The organism is Cyclobacteriaceae bacterium (assembly GCA_025808415.1).
Taxonomy (GTDB): Bacteria; Bacteroidota; Bacteroidia; order Cytophagales; family Cyclobacteriaceae; genus UBA2336.
Genome location: CP075525.1, coordinates 690,001 through 710,005, shown reverse-complemented (window position 1 = coordinate 710,005; position 20,005 = coordinate 690,001). Strand labels below are relative to the sequence as shown.

At 45.2% G+C, this 20,005-nt stretch carries 12 protein-coding genes and 2 rRNA genes (1 of these 14 cut by a window edge); 7 read left to right on the top strand and 7 right to left on the bottom strand.

Annotated features, from left to right (window positions below; translation table 11 throughout):
• Positions 1–40: 40 nt before the first annotated feature.
• A complete protein-coding gene (locus KIT51_03310; GenBank protein ID UYN87314.1) occupies positions 41–1,201 on the top strand; it encodes a formimidoylglutamase in 1,161 nt (386 codons plus the stop codon).
• Positions 1,202–1,216: 15 nt separating this feature from the next.
• Here KIT51_03310 and KIT51_03305 read toward each other — a convergent pair whose 3' ends face one another.
• The gene (locus KIT51_03305) at positions 1,217–1,819 is read right to left on the bottom strand and encodes a hypothetical protein (protein UYN87313.1); all 603 of its coding nucleotides are present in this window, start codon (positions 1,817–1,819) and stop codon (positions 1,217–1,219) included.
• Positions 1,820–1,874: 55 nt separating this feature from the next.
• Positions 1,875–3,149, bottom strand: coding sequence for a divalent metal cation transporter (locus tag KIT51_03300; GenBank protein UYN87312.1), 1,275 nt, complete (start codon positions 3,147–3,149; stop codon positions 1,875–1,877).
• Positions 3,150–3,313: 164 nt separating this feature from the next.
• On the opposite strand from KIT51_03300, the gene KIT51_03295 reads away from it, so the two are divergent.
• The gene (locus KIT51_03295; protein UYN87311.1) at positions 3,314–4,309 is read left to right on the top strand and encodes a D-glycerate dehydrogenase; all 996 of its coding nucleotides are present in this window, start codon (positions 3,314–3,316) and stop codon (positions 4,307–4,309) included.
• Here KIT51_03295 and KIT51_03290 read toward each other — a convergent pair.
• The 3 genes from KIT51_03290 to KIT51_03280 all read right to left on the bottom strand — a co-directional run bounded on the left by KIT51_03290 (position 4,304) and on the right by KIT51_03280 (position 9,629).
• Complete coding sequence (locus KIT51_03290; protein UYN87310.1) at positions 4,304–5,182, bottom strand: YicC family protein; 879 nt, start codon at positions 5,180–5,182, stop codon at positions 4,304–4,306. The two genes, KIT51_03295 and KIT51_03290, sit on opposite strands and share 6 nt — an antisense overlap.
• Before the next feature lie 73 nt (positions 5,183–5,255).
• Complete coding sequence (locus KIT51_03285) at positions 5,256–8,549, bottom strand: translocation protein TolB (protein ID UYN87309.1); 3,294 nt, start codon at positions 8,547–8,549, stop codon at positions 5,256–5,258.
• 15 nt (positions 8,550–8,564) lie between these two features.
• Complete coding sequence (locus KIT51_03280; protein UYN87308.1) at positions 8,565–9,629, bottom strand: FAD-binding oxidoreductase; 1,065 nt, start codon at positions 9,627–9,629, stop codon at positions 8,565–8,567.
• Between the two features lie 61 nt (positions 9,630–9,690).
• Between KIT51_03280 and KIT51_03275 the strand changes: the two genes are divergently transcribed.
• From KIT51_03275 to KIT51_03255, 5 genes are read left to right on the top strand one after another with little or no spacing between them, the layout of a single operon-like run.
• The gene (locus KIT51_03275; protein ID UYN87307.1) at positions 9,691–10,338 is read left to right on the top strand and encodes an MBL fold metallo-hydrolase; all 648 of its coding nucleotides are present in this window, start codon (positions 9,691–9,693) and stop codon (positions 10,336–10,338) included.
• 2 nt (positions 10,339–10,340) lie between these two features.
• Positions 10,341–11,012, top strand: coding sequence for a CDP-diacylglycerol--serine O-phosphatidyltransferase (gene pssA / locus KIT51_03270; protein UYN87306.1), 672 nt, complete (start codon positions 10,341–10,343; stop codon positions 11,010–11,012).
• A 21-nt stretch (positions 11,013–11,033) separates the two neighbouring features.
• Complete coding sequence (gene porU / locus KIT51_03265; protein ID UYN87305.1) at positions 11,034–14,453, top strand: type IX secretion system sortase PorU; 3,420 nt, start codon at positions 11,034–11,036, stop codon at positions 14,451–14,453.
• 29 nt (positions 14,454–14,482) lie between these two features.
• Positions 14,483–15,625 (top strand): type IX secretion system outer membrane channel protein PorV, encoded by a 1,143-nt coding sequence (porV, locus tag KIT51_03260; GenBank protein ID UYN88484.1) that lies wholly within the window; start codon positions 14,483–14,485, stop codon positions 15,623–15,625.
• 2 nt (positions 15,626–15,627) lie between these two features.
• Positions 15,628–16,887, top strand: coding sequence for an insulinase family protein (locus tag KIT51_03255; protein UYN87304.1), 1,260 nt, complete (start codon positions 15,628–15,630; stop codon positions 16,885–16,887).
• 79 nt (positions 16,888–16,966) lie between these two features.
• On the opposite strand, the gene rrf is transcribed toward KIT51_03255, so the two are convergent.
• Positions 16,967–17,078 (bottom strand): 5S ribosomal RNA (gene rrf / locus KIT51_03250).
• Positions 17,079–17,248: 170 nt separating this feature from the next.
• A 23S ribosomal RNA gene (locus tag KIT51_03245) occupies positions 17,249–20,005 on the bottom strand (it continues 150 nt past the right edge of the window).

Genomic DNA, 20,005 nt, shown 5'->3' with positions numbered 1-20,005 from the left:
TTTTTATTTCTGGCTATCTTCACCAATATTTTTAATCGCTATGGATTTAACCATCTTCTTCTCCCCGCTTGACGAATCCATTTATTCAACTATTAACTCGGCCTCCTCATTTTACAAAAGCATCCGTGTCTTCAGCGATAAAATGCCCGACTACAAAGATGCACACATTGCCCTGCTGGGGGTAAATGAAAACCGTGGGGCGGGAAACAATGCCGGCACCGCAAAGGCAGCGGATGAAATCCGGAAAAAACTTTACGCCTTAAAAAAAGGAAACGGTAAATACCGCATTGTTGACCTGGGCAATTTAAACCCGGGGCACGATTTACAGGAAACCTACACGCGCATCAGTGAGGTGTGCCGCATCCTGTTGGAGAACAACGTACTCCCTGTTATCCTGGGTGGTTCGCACGATCTCGACTATGGTCAGTATTCAGCTTATGAAACCATGGAAAAACTCATCAGCTTATTAAATGTTGATGCGTTTCTTGACCTGGAAGACAGTCGCGATACCCCCCCGCATCGCCAGCATATTCATAAAATTTTGTTACACGAGCCAAACTATCTGTTCAGTTATACACACCTGGCTTACCAAAGCTACCTGATTGATGCCTCTTCGGTGGCTGTGCTGGAAAAACTCTACTTCGAAGCATTCCGCATCGGGCAAATGCGCACCAACCTGCAGGAAATGGAGCCCGTTATCCGCAATGCCGATATGCTTTCGTTCGACATCACCGCTATTAAATCGGCTGATGCCCCCGGCAATGCCAACGCCCAACCCTTCGGACTATCCGGAGAAGAGGCCTGCCAGATTTGCTGGTATGCCGGACAAAATGAAAAGTTAAGCTCGGTTGGCTTTTATGAATACAATCCCGACTTTGATGATGTACACAAAAAAACAGCCAGTGTAGTAGCCACCATGGTATGGTACTTTATTGAAGGCTACTACCACCGCAAGAAAGAGCAAAACTTCCGCAGTAACGACTTTTTAAAATATGTAGTGGCCATGCCGGTGGAAAATGAAACCATTACTTTTTATAAAAGTAAATTAAGCGAACGCTGGTGGATGGAAGTGCCCTACCCTGGCGGCATTGAACGCTACGCGCGCAACAGCATTGCCCCGTGCAGCTACAACGATTACCAAACGGCTACCAAAGGCGAAGTGCCTGAGCGGTACATTAGTATGGTGGCGAAACTCGGATAATTTCTTTTCAAATTTTCATCTATTTTTTTTGAATGAACTTTTTGCATAACGATATGTACCCCATAGCGACAATATGCCTGTCGCTAACAGGAAAAAAGGAAGGACTTTTTGGGTACGCTGCTCAACATGAAGATTATCAAGTACAAAAACATCATCTTTCTTAATTCTTACCGGCTGACCGTATTTATTGGAATAAATAATAACAGAATCACCCGGCTTTAGCTTCTCAGCATAGTCACTTATATACCCCTGAAACTCAAAACCAAATCGCTCTACTTTATAATAGCCGTTCGTGGTATACCGGATTGTGTCATCATTCTCGATAACTTCAAAAAAAGTTTGAAGCTCTCCATTTTCATTTACATCCTGAACTTCCATGCTATTCACAAGGGGCTCCCATGTTTTCTGATCAACACTAAAATTAGTAAGCTCAACCCTATTCGTCCGTTCTTCACCCAGGGTTCCCATTTTAGTAAAAGCGCTCAAAATACCCTTGGTTTCTGTCATGTTGGTTTCTGTAACATAAGCTTCTTGAAGATCAGTATAGGTTATGTAGGCTAGTATGAAGCAGCCAACAGTAAAAAGAAAAATGACAATCAAATTCACAATGTTCTTCATGATAGTAAAGTTAGGACTGGTGTTTAACTATTATGGAATTCAATCCAGGAATGGATCAGGCCTGATCTCTTCTGCTAATAGCCCAAAATCCGACTAACGCAATTAACACGATGCTAAGTACTGCCAACACCCCGATGTGAGTAGTCTCAAACCAACCTGCAGCGATCAGTGTCTTTTCTACCTGGTTCAAGCCTATGAGCATTACACTTCCGAAAATAAATAACAGAACTATATTTGCCATCCAGCCTTGCCGGTAATTTTCAGCGATGAGCACTTTGGAGTTGATCAGGAATACCAACAGCGCCACCAGTAATGGTAGAATCAATCCGTTCAATGCCTGTACGGTGAGTATCACCGGTATCGGTTTTACACCACTAATTCCGAATGAAAAACCAACCAGCAATACTATTCCCCACACCCAACGCAACCTGCGCTGATCTTCCCAACCAAAAATGGTTGACGCGATAATAGCGGATGCATACGGTGCGGTGATGGAGGAAGACAATCCGGCAGCAAACAATCCAACACCCAAGGCAAGTGAACCTATCGGGCCAAGTTTTTCACGAAGTGATTCCGCCAGTTCTGGAAAAGATGAAAACGCCTGTACGGACGCACCGGCAATAAGAATGGCTGCAGTTATCATTCCACCCATCAGTACCGAAACCGTTAACCCAATGCGCATCAGCGGAATGGTTTTCCCTTTACTGATGCCCGATCCTAAAAAAATATTGTATGGAACAATAGTGGTGCCCACCAACCCCAGTATGAGCAACGCACTACCGGAAGGAAACGTTGGCGCAACCGCGTACTTGAGCACATCAACAACTGAAAAAGGTTGTTGCAAGGCGAGCACGAAAAATGCAAAGCCCATCAATCCCACCAGTATTGTCATCAACCACGAAATTACCTGACGCTTGTTGGTCCACAGTACAACGAAGGCACACACTACAATTAATATCGTAAGCGCTTTTGTATTTACTGCACTAAGCAGGTTTAGTCCGGAAACTGCGCCCAGAATATTCCCTGCCTCATAGGCCGCACAGCCTAACATAACCGTTACACCAACCAGCACCATCAACGCTTTGCCCCATGTGTTACCAAAACATTTTTGAGAGGCCTGGCCGAGATTCAATCCACTGCTGATCACAACCCGTGCTGATGTTTCCTGTAATACCAAACAACCCAACGTACCCAGCGCTACTGCCCACAACAACTGCAACTGATGGGTCGCACCCGCAGTAATGGCTGTGGTAATGGTGCCCGGTCCGATAAACGCAGCCGAAATAACCGAGTATAGGATAACGCTGGAGAGTTTTGATGGTGGACGCACGTGTAAAAATGAACATAAAACCGCAACATGTCCACTCCCGCAATCTTTCTAATAAAGGTAGATATGCGAAAATCTTCTGAATGTACTTCCGTCTATATAACCTCCCTCCCAACAAGTCCACTTGATAAAGTATCTTTGATGACAAAACTGGAACGAACGCTACCATGATACCAAAAAAAGTACAGATTACCCGCATTATCCCTCCCATCGCCAAAACGATGCTGACCAATGCCGGGCTTGAAGTAGTAGAATGGCAAGGCGATGGCCCAATGACACAACAAGAATTGATTGTGCGCGCACAACAAGTAAATGCATTGTTGTCCTTAGGTGCCGATAAACTAGACAAGCACTTCTTCAGCCAATGCCCCCACCTGGATATTGTCGCGCAGTTTGCCGTAGGTTATGATAACATTGATGTTAAGGCCGCTACCGAAGCTGGCATACCGGTAAGCAATACACCCGATGTGCTAAGCGAAGCTACGGCTGATGTAGCGTTTGGATTGATGCTGGCCGTGTCGCGCAAAATGTTTTACAACCACAAAACCATTATTCGGGGTGAGTGGAAGCAATTCGAACCTTTAAAAAACCTGGGCTTTCAATTAAGCGGAAAAACACTGGGCATTTTCGGCATGGGCCGCATTGGTATGGTATTGGCCAAACGCTGCAAAGGTGCTTTTGATATGGACATCATCTATCACAATCGTTCAAGAAACCCGGAAGCTGAACGATTGTACAGTGCAAAGTACGTAAGCTTTAAAGAACTGATCCGCGAAAGCGATGTGCTTTCTGTACACAGTATTTTGAGTGATGAAACGCGTGGGCTGTTCAATATAGAAGTATTCAGGCAAATGAAACCTTCTTCGGTCTTTATCAATACTTCGCGGGGTGGCGTTCACAACGAAGCAGACCTGATTGAGGCGCTTAACCAAGGGCTGATATGGGGTGCGGGATTGGATGTAACAAATCCCGAACCGATGAAGCCGGATAATACTTTACTTGAAATGCCAAATGTTGCTGTGTTGCCACACATTGGCTCGGCTACTGTTGAGGCCCGCAACGGTATGGCACGAATTGCAGCTGAGAATATTATTTCATTTTACCAATCGGGTGAAGTGCCCACATGCATTAATAAGCAGGTTTTGGAGCATAGGAAGTTATAGAACATTCCCAAGTTGTTCTTTGATTTTCTCCAGTTCTTCCTTCATGGCTACAACGTGCTTTTGCATTGTGGCATCGTTGGCCTTGGAACCAATCGTGTTGATCTCCCTCCCGATTTCCTGCGCAATAAAACCGAGTTTCTTTCCGTTCGATTGTGATTCATGCAAGGCTTGTAAAAAGTAGTCAAGATGGGCCTGAAGACGAACCCGTTCTTCATGGATGTCAAACTTCTCAATATAATAAATGATCTCCTGTTCTAACCGGTTTACATCATAACCCTGTTCACCAAAAAACGAAACCACGTTGCCCTTCAATTTTTGTCTTACCTTTTCTATCCTTCCGGCATCCAATGCAATTACTTGTTGTAATGCTTTTGCTATCGAATCACAATAAGCTTTCATTTTCTGCTCCAATACTTTTCCCTCATCTTTACGAAAACCATCGCACTGGTTCAACGCATCGGTTATTGCCTTCTTTATTGCCACCCATTCACTTTCATTTTCACCTTCATTTAACTTATTCTGGATAACGTCAGGTGCATTTAATGCCAATTCAAATAACCCTTCGTATGGCGCCACAACTTTATCGGCCAGTTTTTTCAAGCCCGTATAGTACGCAGTAAAAAGAGCCTCGTTGTAGGTTTGTTTTACTTCAACCGTATTGGCACGCTCTACTTCAACGGCAAGCGTAACTTTGCCCCGTTCAAGTTTTTCGCTTACCAGGTTTCGTAATTCCAATTCTTTATCGGATAAAGTTTTGGGCAACCGCAGGCTCAGGTCAAGAAACTTCGAGTTCAGGCTTTTTACTTCAGCGCTGATCTTCAACTGGCCGACATCAACGGTTACCTGGCCAAAGCCTGTCATGGATTTTATCATAAAGAAATAGGATTATGCAGGAGGCAAAGGTAAGTGAATCTGCAAACCAAGCGAACGGGAACTTTAAAAAGTATCAGAAATCAAACCCAAGGGTAAAAATGAATTGAGGCTTACCGGCCTGGTAATTCTCCACCGGCCAGGCCAGGTCGAATTTCATGTAGTACCCGAACATGACCGTGCGCATGCCGGCACCATAACTATACAACCAAGGGTTTAAAAAGTTTTTAATGTCGATTTCAAAAGGCCCGTTCTTGATGCGGTCAATCCGTACGCTGGTGCCTGAATTAAACGGTGGCGGTCCTGACCAACTCGTACCGATATCATAAAAGGCGATAAACTGCATGTTGCGGAAAAAGTTCGATGAAATAGGTGAACTGCTTAAAGCACGTGCCAGGGGAACACGGAATTCAGCATTCATCAGCACTACGTTGTTACCAAACAGGGTTGCATAACGGAACCCACGCAGGTTGGTAGCAAACTCCGCAAATAAAATATCCTGGTTTTCCGATCGTGTACCCACCACATTTTCATTTCCTTCGCTATCCCGGCCGCGGTTGGATATCCGATTGAATGCCCAGTTGTCCATACCGCCCAATAAATATTGTTTGGGCGAGCGACCAAAGAACGAGCCCCCAAAACCACGCACGGCTAACACAATGCCCCTGTAAATTTTTTGGTAATGGCGAATGTCAAGTGAAACCTGGCTGAAACTGTTTTCGGATTGATCAATGCCCTGGTAATGATTGAAAATTAGTTTGCCCCGTGTGCCTTCAATAATGTTAAGGCCACTGGTAACTGAGTTGTCGTACACCAATTCGGAACGTACACCTGCATAATAATGGTTAACAGGGATGGCCGAAGGCGGATTGATCGGGAAAGATGAAAGCCCCTGGTTAACCGATCGGGTTAATGCCCCGAACGGTTTTACCGCCAGCCGCAACCGATCGGTAATGGGTATGGCCGCGCCAACTTCTATTTTTTGCAGCGAGTAATGATAAATATTGGCATCGCGGTAAGGTTCCCAGCGAATGGCCTTTCGATCAAACCGGGCACTGAAATCGATAAAGGATGGCAGGTATTGAAACTCGGCAAAAAAGTCGGCATTGCGTAAATCAATGGAAGACATAAGCCCGCCATAAAAACGATAGTTCTCCAGCATGTCGTTCATTTGGGTTTCCAATGAAAAACCCAAACCGCGCAGCGGATCGATGACAAAAGATGTAACAATATTGTCAGCACTGAATTTCGATTCGTATGGGAAGGGCCCCATGATGCGACTCTTTTCGCGGGCACGCATGTAGCGGTTTAAAAATGTTTCGCTTGGCTGGGCCTGGCGAACCACTTCATCTTCAAATACATAATTATCGGTATTGATTACAGTGGGCTTTTTGGTAGGCACCGAGTCATTCCGAACAGTTATGCGGGCTGTATCGGATTTTAATTGAGGGATGGATGTAGGTATTGAATCATTCTTTACTGATGTAGAGTCGGTTTTTCCCTGGGCTTCTTTTAAACGTGCATTAATTAAATCTTTAATGCTCATTTTCCTTTCTTCCTCTTGCTTTCTCCGCTCCTGCAGCACTTTAACCTGTTGCAATTCGCGCCTGCGCGTGGCGGGTGTAAAAACACTTCTGTTAAGGTTGTAGTCTTTGCTCAGGTAAATGTCATCCTTCATACCATTGCGAAGCGTTAAGGCAATGGTACTTTGGTCAAAATTAAAATCGTACTCACGGATGCTGGAGGAGAAATTTGAAACCTGTGTATAGATACCGGTAGAACGGTCGTATTTAAAGAGGTTTATTATGCCGCGTTGGTCACTGAGGTAAAAGAATACATTGTCGTTGAGTGCCTTCGGTGCGTAGTCCTTGCTTAATGTATTGGTAATGCGCGAAACAACAAGGTTGGTGGTGTCCAGGTCAAATACAAACAAATTATAGTTGTTGGTAAGGTCGCCCAACGATTTCTTTTCACCTGTTGACAGGGTATCGGACACTCGGTTTGAACTGAACACAACACGGTTGGTACCGGGGATAAATGAAGGGTCAAGGTCATCGTACGCATCGTTGGTTAACCTGCGTACCCGGTCTCTTCGCGTACTCAATAAAAACAAATCACTTTGTCCCTCAAAATCGCCACTTAGTACAACCAACCTTCCGTTGGATGAAAACGTAAAACTGCGCACATTACTAAACCGATCTAACTCGCGTGGCAATTTGGTTTTTGTGGTCAGGTCGTAAAGCCAAAAAGTATACTCACCCCGCTTTACGCCAACAACCCCTAAGGTGTTCGCATCCGACCAACTGATGATGGGAAGGCGATAATCGACCCGCTGCCCAATAACCCGTGTACCGCCCGACAAAACAACCGTTTCTTTTCTACTCGCCAGTTCCTGCACTTTAACTACATACCGTCCGCGATCATTTTCGGCATAGGCAAGGTAGCGGCCATCGGGGCTTATTTTAATGGTTGTAAATTCGGTAGTTACGTTATGGTTACGTGAAAACTTAAGGGAATCGGCCGGGCGGACATAAGATTTGTTAACGGTCTCGCTCATTTGGTTGTAGTACTGGTACCATTCGTTAACCAATTGGTTGTAGCTCACGCCCAAGGTAATCAAAATGCTTTTTTCCTCATTGCGGGTAACACGCGTATAATTCAGTATGTTCGAAATACTGCTTTTGCCGTATCGTTCAACAATAAAATTCCATACCGATTGACCGATATAAGCGGCTTCCGGGCCATTAAACCGGCTTATCTTTTTTACATTTCGTGTTTTTATTACCTGGCGGATGTAGTCATCCATTTCGGCTGTCCATCCGTGCGCCACATACAACGCTGCCCCGTTTACGAACCACTCAGGTAAATTCATAAGCAAAGCGCTCTGAAAAATATCTTTCAGGTTTCCGCCATACATCATTTCATTCAACAGCAGTTCACTGATCTTAAACAGCAATTCGCTCTTTAATTCCTGTGCCGTGCCCATGTGTGCAACCTCTACGTACGGTTTTACAAAGTCTGTTTCACCACCAATGTTATAATACGTTTTATTAAGCCCTACATTGCTCTGGCGTAAATCGCTGAGGGAGTTGTACAGAAAAATTTTTGTTTTGAAGTAAGGCGGGTAGCCAATCAGGTCAGTCATCCGATCAAACTCCAGTTCAAGAAACTGTAGTGCTTCGTTGGCAATGGCACGCCTGTTGTCGTAGTAGTACACATCGAAATTTTCACCGCTCAGGTACTGCCAGTCAAATGTCCGAAACTGTTGCCTGTTTTTACCAAAAACCTCACGGGCTTGTTGTGCCTCTACACCGGCAGCGGCAATAAAAACAAACAGGACCAGCAGGGATACAACTCTCACAGATCTCACAGAAAACATCATTGCTTAAGCAGATTTCGAATATAATGATTTATAACGACTAACCGACACCGATTGGTTTATGGGCTGGCCATTTTCCATCCAGCAGGTCAATTCGTCCGAAAAATAAGGTGCCAGGCTCACTCCTTTAGTTCCCAGACCATTAAAAATTACAATTTGGCTATACACGGGGTGCGGCCCCAGGATAGGCCTGCGGTCGGGCGTGGTTGGCCGAAAACCCCAATGCTGGTTGGTGATGGTATATGGAAACACGATCAGGTCGCGGAGTTTCACCATCAATTCAATCCTCCCTGCTTCGGTGGTACCGGGTGTTACGTCATGGATATTGTAGGTAGCGCCTGCTTTCCAAAGAGTAGGCACTACATAAACACCCCGGTTGTAAATCATATCCACCTGCTCATCGGTAGCCAGGGTCAACGTTTCTCCCTTTAATGGCTTAATGGGTAGCCAGGAGAAATAAGGAGTGTTTGAAGTACTATCGCCCGTACAGAAGATAACCCGGCTCGCCTGCCAATCCTTATAGACAACAGCATCGTGCTCCAACTTCAAATCAATAGCAGCAAAGTCTTCATCCAGAAGCGAATCGGTATGGCGTAAATAATCCCTTAAAGCATTTGTAAATGCTGATGTATCCACATAGCCGCATTGCTTTAGCAAAAGTCCACCATATGGGTTCTTAACCTGGTGCCCCAGTTGCGAAGTGACATAAAGCTGTTGAAAATATGAACTGTATGTTGAATCGGCACTTCGGCCCATCCATTCATTTTGTTCTTCAACCGAAATAAAAGGCCGATACAAAGGCATCGGGAAAAAGAATTTTGAAGCCAGAAAATTCTCTGCCTTCGGGTAAAATGTGTGGAGATACGGGAACAGTTCATCGGCCAACCAGGTCTTCACCATTTGTCGTCCGGTTATGGGGTTAAACAAGCCGGCTGCCACGCGTGTGGCTGAATGCTCCTTTACGCGGTCAATCACCAGCACACGCTTCTTTCGAAAAAGCAATTGCAACGCAAGGCACGACCCGGCCAGGCCTTGCCCTACAATAATATAATCTGCCTTTTTCAAAGCCATGGGTACAAATTGTATTAACTCAATAAAATCCGGGTTAATTTTACCGGCAACTTTTTTGAATATGCTGCAAATTAAAAGTTTTGAATTCAATCCATTCCAGGAGAACACTTATGTACTCTATGATCAAACAAAAGAATGCGTGATAGTCGATCCGGGATGTTTTGAAAAGCAGGAAGAGGAAGCATTGGTCAACTTCATTCGGGCAAACCAATTAACCGTTACCAGGCTTATTAACACACACTGCCATATTGATCATGTGCTGGGCAATGCTTTTGTAAAGCAACATTTCAACGTTAAGTTATACATCCACCCTGCCGAGGAGGCGATGTTACGGGCTGTTAAAACATATGCCCCCAATTATGGATTCTATCAATACCAGGACTCAACACCGGATGGTTTTATTGACGAAAAAAATAATCTTGCTTTTGGGCAACAATCGCTTCAGGTGCTTTTTGTTCCAGGGCATAGCCCGGGCCATATAGCGTTGTATGACAAATACTCAAAATCATTGATCGGGGGCGATGTGCTTTTTCAAAACAGCATTGGCCGAACAGATTTACCCGGGGGCGACTACGAAACCCTGATTGCCAGCATTCATAATAATTTTTTTACCCTGCCCGATGATGTTACCGTATATTGCGGCCATGGACCGAGCACTACCATTGGCTTCGAGAAAAGAACCAATCCGTTTTGTGCATTAACACTATAACCATGATCCGACACCTTCCCAATTTTCTAACCTGTTGTAACCTGTTTTGTGGAAGCGTAGGGATTGTTTTTGCCCTGGAAAACCGGCCAATACCGGCAGCTTATTTTGTTTGGGCCGCATGCATATTCGATTTTTTTGATGGGTTCACCGCCCGAAGCCTGAAAGTGAGTTCACCGATCGGCAAAGAACTTGATTCGCTGGCCGATGTTGTAAGTTTTGGATTACTGCCGGCCATCGTTATCTATAAGCTATGGGGTGCAGATGCAGGTGGGTACCTGCCACTCTTATCCTTTTCCATAGTAATCTTTTCCGCTTTACGCCTGGCCATTTTTAACATTGACGATAAACAAAAAGATTCGTTTCGTGGCTTACCAACACCTGCCAACGCTCTTCTGTTAACTGCCCTTCCACTACAAGCACCCCTTGTATTAGAGTGGCTTAGAAACCCGTGGATACTTTCAACAATCGTTGTGCTTTCATCGTGGTTGCTGGTTTCACCGATTGAATTATTTGCCCTCAAATTCAAAAATTTCACCTGGCAGGAGAACAAAACCAGGTTTACCTTCCTTATGCTATCGGTATTAGTACTGGCCTTCTGGCAGGCGACAGCATTGCCAGTGATTATAATTTTATATATCGCTTTGTCGTTAGGCGTACAGTTGTTATCAAAATAAGAAGATAAATTTTCCGGATTCGTGCAGAAAACCCCTACCATAGCCTGGTGTAATAGTTTTGTCTTCTCCATTTTATTGATGGGTGTTGCCCTTTGGCACGACAGTTCAGCACAAAACTCTGTATTGGCTACCGGTACCTGGTACAAACTGGCCGTTGATAAAGATGGTGTCTACAAGATCGATCAGGCGCTGTTCAGAAGAATGGGCTTTAATACAAATCAAACTGATCCGCGCAATATTAAAATTTATTCGCAGGGCGCAGGCATGTTGCCACAACGAAACAGCGACCCACGACCAGTTGATTTAGCAGAGTGTGCAATTTTTGTACATGGAGAAGCCGATGGGGTGTTCCATACGCAAGATTACATTTTGTTTTACGCACAAGGAGCCGATAAAGTATCGTTTGACGCAACACGACAAATATTCCGGTATGAAAAAAACCGATATGAAACTGAAAATTTCTATTTCATAACCGTTGGCAACACACCCGGCAAAAGAATTTCAACAGCGGATAACCTTGCCGGAGAACTTCCGGTTATCAACACATTTGATACGTATCAATACTATGAAGTCGACCGGTTCAATATCCTGAAATCAGGCCGGGAATGGTTTGGTGAACGTTTTGAATTAACAACCGATCAAACCATTCGCTTTAACCTTAGCCACGTTGCCGAAAATTCTTCTATTAAAATTGTTTCGCGGGTAATGGCGCAATCCCTTTCAGGTACTTCTTTTACGGTTTCACTAAATGGTGTACAAATAGGACAACAAATCCTTGCTCAAATTCCAAATGCCCAATATGGAGTGAAAGGACAGGTAGCCGCTGACACTTTTTTTACCACAAGCATTCTGGCAGGGGCGGTAGGCCGCACCACGCAGGAACTTCGATACCAGTATAACAGGCCTGCTGCAGGTAGTGCCGTTGGTTACCTTGACTATTGTTTGATCCAGGCCCGCCAGCACCTCAGGTTGTATGGTACGCAAACCCAATTCCGCTCGGCTGCCAGTGTGCTACAGCCTGTTTCAAAATTCGAAATCGGTCAAACTACTGCACAAGTAGTTGTGTGGGACATCACCAATCCCATGGAAGCAAAACTACAGGCATCAGGTTTTAACAATTCAACCACCACCTTCTCTACTGCAACAACTGCATTAAAAGAATTTATTGTTTTTCAACCCAACGCCCCGGCCCCAAAACTAATTGGTAACATACCCAACCAAAATTTGCGCGGTGTACCGGCAGTTGATTTGGTGATCATCGTACATCCTGATTTTAGAACAGAAGCCATGCGGTTGAAAGCGCACCGTGAAAACCACAGTAACCTGGATGTGACCATCGCTACAACAGCAGAAGTTTATAATGAATTCTCAGGCGGTAAGCAGGACGTAACAGCCATCCGCGATTTTGTAAAGCATGTGTATGACAAAAATCCCGGTAAACTAAAGTGGTTATTGTTGTTTGGTAAAGGCTCGTATGATTACAAAGACATTCTCGTAGATAATAAAAATTTTGTTCCTACTTATCAATCGGTTAATTCCTTACATCCATTGCTAACGTACTCATCCGATGATTTCTTTGGCTTTCTTGAAAACCATGAAGGCGAATGGCGTGAAAACCCGGCCGACCAACATACCATGGACATTGGTGTAGGGAGAATCCCTGTTAAAACCCTGAATGAGGCAAGAAATGTTGTTGATAAAATAATCCGCTACGATACCGATTCGAAACTTTTTAACCGGTGGAGAAAAAATATAGTTTTTGTTGCCGATGATGGCGACCTGATTGCCCCCAACCTCCATCAAAGCCAGGCCGACCAGATGGCGCGTACTATTGACCTTAATCATGCATACTTTGATGTAAAGAAAATTTACCTGGATGCCTTCCCGCAAATACCCGGGGCCGGTGGGCAAATTTCACCTGAAGCAAAAAGGGAAATAGACAAAACTTTTGCCGATGGTGCTTTGATTATTAACTATACCGGTCATGGCAGCGAACGCCAATGGGCGCAGGAAAGGATTTTTGATGAAGTGCAAATCCAAAACTTAAAAAATGATCGACTGCCGTTGTTGGTTACCGCAACATGCGAATTTGGCCGGCAAGACGATCCGGTTTTTCCTTCGGGTGGCGAACTTTGCCTGCTGCAACCCGGTGGTGGGGCCATTGGCCTTGTAACAACCGCGCGGCCTGTAAATGCCGGTACTAATTTTGAATTAAACCGGGCTTTCTACGATGCCTTCTTCCTAAAAGAAAACGGAAAGAATCTTTCATTAGGTGAAATTTTCAGGCACACAAAAAACAACAGCATATTCGGGGTCTCCAACAGAAACTTTTCACTAATTGGGGATCCATCATTATACCTTGCCATTCCTGAACACGCCATAAAGGTAAACACCATCGAAACGCTTGATAACAGCAACCTTCTTAAAGCACTTTCCAGCGTAATTGTAAAGGGAGAGATTGTGGATAGCGATGACGAGCGTATTGAAAGTTTTAACGGAACACTTTACGCTACATTATTTGATAAAGAAACAGCATTTGTTACACTTGGAAATGAAAACCCTCCCTTCCATTACAAGCAATGGTTCAATGCGCTTTTTCGCGGAAAGGCAAGCGTAATAAACGGAGCCTTTGAATTCGAGTTCCTCTTACCAAAAAATATTTCTTACGCTGTAGATGAAGGAAAGCTCAGTGTTTATGCTTTTGATAACAACATCCATTCAGATGCATCGGGCTATTCAAAAGATTTTAGTGTAGGCTCAAGCGAACCAAACCCGGGTCTCGACACAACACCACCGGCAATATCGCTTTACATAAACGACAAATCGTTTATAAACGGTGGACTTACCGGTTCATCAGCCCTGCTACTGGCTACCTTATCAGATAATAGTGGGATAAACATTTCTGGCTATGGCATTGGAAACAGCATTGTTGCCGTGTTGGATGAAAATGAAACCTTCGTACTAAATGACTACTATGAAGCTGACCTCGACAACTTTACTAACGGAGAGATACGCTTCCCAATGTTTGGCTTAAAACCCGGTAAACATTCGGTGTTACTAAAGGCGTGGGATACCCATAACAACCCTGGCCAGGCAAGAATCGATTTTTTAGTTACGGATGGAAATGAGTTGATCGTTGAAACATTCCTCAACTATCCAAACCCCGTTTACACTTCAACAAAATTTGCGTTTACCCATAACCAGGCAGGCAACGATCTGGAAGCAAGCCTCTTTCTTTACGATTATACTGGCCAGGCCATTCAGCAGCTAAACTTTGCCATTCCACAAAGCAACTACGAGGTAATATTGCCTGAGCTTGTCCTTAGCGATGATTTCAACAAAAAACTTAATCCGGGCTTATACTTAGCCCGGTTAATTGTGCGTTCTTTAGCCGATGGCTCTAAAAATGAGCGGGTTACAAAACTTATTATATCGAATTGATTATCTTTAAGCCCTTGAAAAAGAAGCAGATGAAGCTAACAGGCCTTGCCGTACTTGCAGCCATATTACTTGGTAATTTATCCTTTGGTCAATCCATCACAGGTCGCGATTCAACCAATAAAGTCATAACTACAGCCGTTCCATTCCTTACCATAAGCCCCGATGCGCGCAGCGCAGCCCTTGGCGATGCGGGTGCAGCTTCGGCCCCCGATGCGAACGCAGCGTTTTGGAACCCCGCAAAGCTTGTATTTGTGGACCAAACTTATGGCGGTTCGATTTCATACACCCCATGGCTTGGTAAGATTATTAATGACATGTGGATATCCTACCTCACCGGTTATTATAAGATAACACGCGAACAAGCTGTTGCCCTCTCGATGAAATACTTTGATTTGGGAGACATCAGTTTTCGCGGTACAGGCAACGAACCCCTGGGCGATTTCAGGCCAAGGGAATTCTCACTCGACCTAACATATTCGAGAATGTTAACCGAAAACCTGAGTGTTGGTTTAACAGGAAGGTATATCCATTCAAACCTAACCGGTGCGTTTACTGCACAAGGAGGTGCGGTTGATGCCCGGCCGGGAAGAAGTGCAGCGGCCGATATTGGTGTTTACTACAACAAACCCATGAAAGGCACAAAAAACAATACGCTTGCATTGGCCGCAGTTATTTCAAACATAGGGGCAAAACTTTCCTATACCGATAATGATAACACCGACTTTCTGCCAACAAATTTAAGACTTGGTGCCGCCTACACTACAGAGGTTGACATGTTCAACAGTTTCTCGTTCATTTTGGATTTTAACAAACTCATGGTACCCACAATCGATAACGGACAAACGGTTTTAGGAGGCATGTTTAGCTCCTTTACGGATGCTCCCGGTGGTTTTGCTGAAGAAATGAAAGAGTTCATCGTTAACACAGGTGTTGAATATTGGTACAATAAAACCTTTGCAGGTCGTGCAGGCTATTTTTTAGAAGCACGGGAAAAAGGCAACCGAAAATACATGACCTTAGGCGTAGGCTTCCGAAAAGATCGTTTTGGTATAGACGTAGCTTACATCGTGCCCACAAACAAAAGAGAGCACCCGTTGGCTGAAACTCTTCGCTTCTCGCTGCTGCTCCAGGTTGAGGGCAGTGACCGCGACAAGAAATCCGTGACTGACTAACCATGCTCGATAGGAAATCTCCGCCTGCATTCATTCAGGATACAAACTTCAAATTATTAAAACCAGAAAACCAAAACCTTAACGGAGATAACAAGGTACTGTTTATAAATGGTGGCGACCAGGAAGTTGTTAAGGTAGAACTTGTCTTTAATGCCGGCCGTTGGTTCGAAAGCAAATCCGGCATATCTCATTTTACTTCCATCCTTCTTCCTAAAGGAACACCTTCCTTAAACAGCTATCAAATCTCCAGCATCTTTGATTTTTATGGTATTCATTTGGAGATTAACCCTGGCTTGGATTTTACTTCCATTAATCTTTATGGCCTTTCCAAAAACATTACTGCCGTTCTTGATTTGTTGATTGACATGTTAACCGTGTCATCATTCCCCGAAACCGAATTGCATCAAGCCAAAGAACAATATGTGCAAGGGCTTAAAATCAATCTGGAAAAAACAAGCTATTTGGCAGCCCGTCATTTTAGGAGAATTCTGTTCGGAAATACACATCCCTACGGAAAAGATTTTGAATTAACAGACGTTCAGAACCTCAACCAAGATGAGCTTAGTGGATTCAGGGATAACTTCTTCAAAAATTTTTCAGCATTTGTTTCCGGAAAAACCCCTGATGCTACCAAACAGCAAATTGCTAATAAACTCAATCAGTTAATACCAATAAAAATTCATAGAAAGCAACATTTAAAATCCCCTGCAGCAGAGCGAAACCAGCATATAGATAAAGAAGGAAGCATCCAAACATCCTTACGCATGGGCAAACAAGTAATTGGTCGAACGCATCCAGATTATCCTGGGCTCCTACTGCTAAACCATGCTTTTGGCGGTTTCTTTGGATCACGATTGATGAAGAACATCCGTGAAGAGAAGGGGTTAACTTATGGGATCCACTCCACCATTCACCCACTAAAACACGAGAGTTATTTCGTAATCAGTGCCGATGTAAACCGCGAAAACCGTTCGCTAACCATCAATGAAATCAAAAAAGAATTAGAAAAAATTTGTACACAGCCCCTGCAACAAAATGAAATAGACATCGCCCGAAATCACTTCATTGGGAGCCTCCAATCCGATATGAGTACACCCTTTGCACATGCGGACAAAATTAAAGCCATCGAACTCTTCAATCTGGATGCAGAATACTACCAGCGACTTATTAACGAAATAATAAAGATCAATACAAAGAGCCTTCAGGGTTTGGCAGAAAAGTACTTTGCTGAATCCGATTTCTACACAATTTCAGTCGGCTAGGCTCACCTATCTTTATCCAATAGATAATCTATCTGAGCATAAAAAAAGCCCCGTAGGGTTACGGGGCTTAGGGATAAAAAATAGGCAACGACTTACTCTCCCGGGTTTTACCCCAGTACCATCAGCGCATGTGGGCTTAACTGCTCTGTTCGGAATGGGAAGAGGTGATCCCCACCGCTATAGTCACCTTAAGATCTTTGGTGATTGAGCTATTTTACTTAGCTCGTCCTGACAGCCAACGGCTCGTCAGGATCACCAAGATTAGTGAGCCCTTCCGGCTCAATATCAGTTGGCACACTGGTAAGACAAGTAGACAGATTGTTTTGTCGTTGTAAAGGTTTCGGGCACATAGGGGCGTGCCGAAAAGAAGTTATCGGGTTATTAGTACTGCTCAGCTTTGACATTCCTGCCTGTACACCTGCAGCCTATCAACGTCATCATCTCTGACGTCCCTTAATGGAAGTCTCATCTCGAGGTGGGTTTCGCGCTTAGATGCTTTCAGCGCTTATCCCGTCCCAACATAGCTACCCAGCGGTGCAGCTGACGCCACAACTGGTACACCAGCGGTTAGTCCAACCCGGTCCTCTCGTACTAAGGTCAGATCCTCTCAAACTTCCTACGCCCATCACAGATAGGGACCGAACTGTCTCACGACGTTCTGAACCCAGCTCGCGTGCCACTTTAATAGGCGAACAGCCTAACCCTTGGGACCTTCTCCAGCCCCAGGATGTGACGAGCCGACATCGAGGTGCCAAACCTCCCCGTCGATATGAGCTCTTGGGGGAGATCAGCCTGTTATCCCCAGAGTACCTTTTATCCTTTGAGCGATGGCCCTTCCATACAGAACCACCGGATCACTATATCCATGTTTCCATCCAGCTCGACCCGTCGGTCTCACTGTCAAGCATGCTTATGCTATTGCACTCCACGTACGGTTACCAAGCGTACTGAGCATACCTTTGAAAGCCTCCGATACACTTTCGGAGGCGACCACCCCAGTCAAACTACCCACCACACACTGTCTCCTGCTTTAAGCGGGATTAGACATCAAGAAAACGAAGGGCGGTATTTCACCGTTGGCTCCCCCGAACCTAGCGGCCCGGGATCAATGCCTCCCGCCTATCCTACACATCATTTACACAATGTCAATGTGAAGCTATAGTAAAGGTTCATGGGGTCTTTCCGTCCCGTGACGGGTACACGGCATCTTCACCGTGACTACAATTTCACCGAGCTCATGGCTGAGACAGTGCCCAGATCGTTACACCATTCGTGCAGGTCGGAACTTACCCGACAAGGAATTTCGCTACCTTAGGACCGTTATAGTTACGGCCGCCGTTTACTGGGGCTTCAGTTCAACGCTTCGCAGTTACCCACTAACGTCCCCCCTTAACCTTCCAGCACCGGGCAGGTGTCAGGCCTTATACTTCATCTTTCGATTTCGCAAAGCCATGTGTTTTTGTTAAACAGTCGCCTGGGCCATTTCTCTGCGACCTCCCCGATTGCTCGGGGGAGGCATCCCTTCTTCCGAAGTTACAGGATTAATTTGCCTAGTTCCTTAGCCATGATTCACTCGAGCACCTCAGGATTCTCTCCTTGACTACCTGTGTCGGTTTGCGGTACGGGTACCATTATAATTAACGCTAGCGGGTTTTCTTGGAAGTCTGCTTACGCTCTCTATCCCTTTGGCCGAAGCCTCCAGGTACTATTGGGTTTCAGCATCTTTTACGGATTTGCCTGTAAAAGATCTACCTACGCCTTTCAACGAACTGTTTCGTCAGTTCGCGGAGCTGTCACTCCTCCTTCTCCACTTCGCTTATAACGGTAGTACCGGAATATTAACCGGTTGTCCATCGACTACGCCTCTCGGCTTCGCCTTAGGTCCCGACTTACCCGCGGTTGATTAACATTGCCGCGGAATCCTTAGTCTATCGGTGGGCGGGTTTCTCACCCGCCTTATCGTTACTTATGCCTACATTTGCTTTTCTAACCGCTCCACAACCCATTACCAGGCTGCTTCCCCGCTGTTAGAATGCTCCCCTACCAGTGCTGACTGTTACGTCAGCAATCCTAAGCTTCGGTAGTACACTTGATGCCCGATTATTATCGATGCTCTGTCGCTCGACCAGTGAGCTGTTACGCACTCTTTAAATGAATTGCTGCTTCCAAGCAAACATCCTGGCTGTCTAGGCAACTGAACCGCCTTAGTTCAACTTAGTGTACATTTTGGGACCTTAGCTGTAGATCTGGGTTCTTTCCCTCTCGGACACGGACCTTAGCACCCATGCCCTCACTGCAAGGTATATTTAACACCATTCGGAGTTCATCTGGATTTGGTAGGATGTGACTCCCCCTAGTCCAATTGGTAGCTCTACCTGTGTTAAACTTAACCCTCACGCTGCCCCTAAAGGCATTTCGGGGAGTACGAGCTATTTCTCAGTTTGATTAGCCTTTCACCCCTACCCTCAGCTCATCCAAAAACTTTTCAACGTTTACTAGTTCGGACCTCCATCAGGTGTTACCCTAACTTCATCCTGGCCAAGGGTAGATCACAAAGTTTCGCGTCTACTCCCACTGACTGTGCGCCCTGTTCAGACTCGCTTTCGCTCCGGCTGCATGACTTGAGTCATTTAACCTCGCCAGTGACAGTAACTCGTAGGCTCATTATGCAAAAGGCACGCGGTCACTCCATTACGGAGCTCCCACCGCTTGTAAGCGTACGGTTTCAGGTTCTATTTCACCCTCCTGTTCGGAGTACTTTTCACCTTTCCTTCACAGTACTGGTACACTATCGGTCTCTCAGTAGTATTTAGCCTTACCGGATGGTGCCGGCAAATTCAAACGGGGCGTCTCCGACCCCGCCCTACTCAGGATACCACCTCTCCATACCATTTTACGATTACGGGGCTATCACCCGCTTTGGCCCGGTTTCCCACCCGGTTCATCTTCATGGTATTTCGATTACGTGGTCCTATAACCCCCCGCCAGCCTTGACTGGAAGGGTTTGGGCTCTTGCGCGTTCGCTCGCCACTACTGGCGCAATCACTGACTTGTTTTCTCTTCCTCCAGGTACTTAGATGTTTCAGTTCCCTGGGTTTGCCTGACATATTGCTATGCC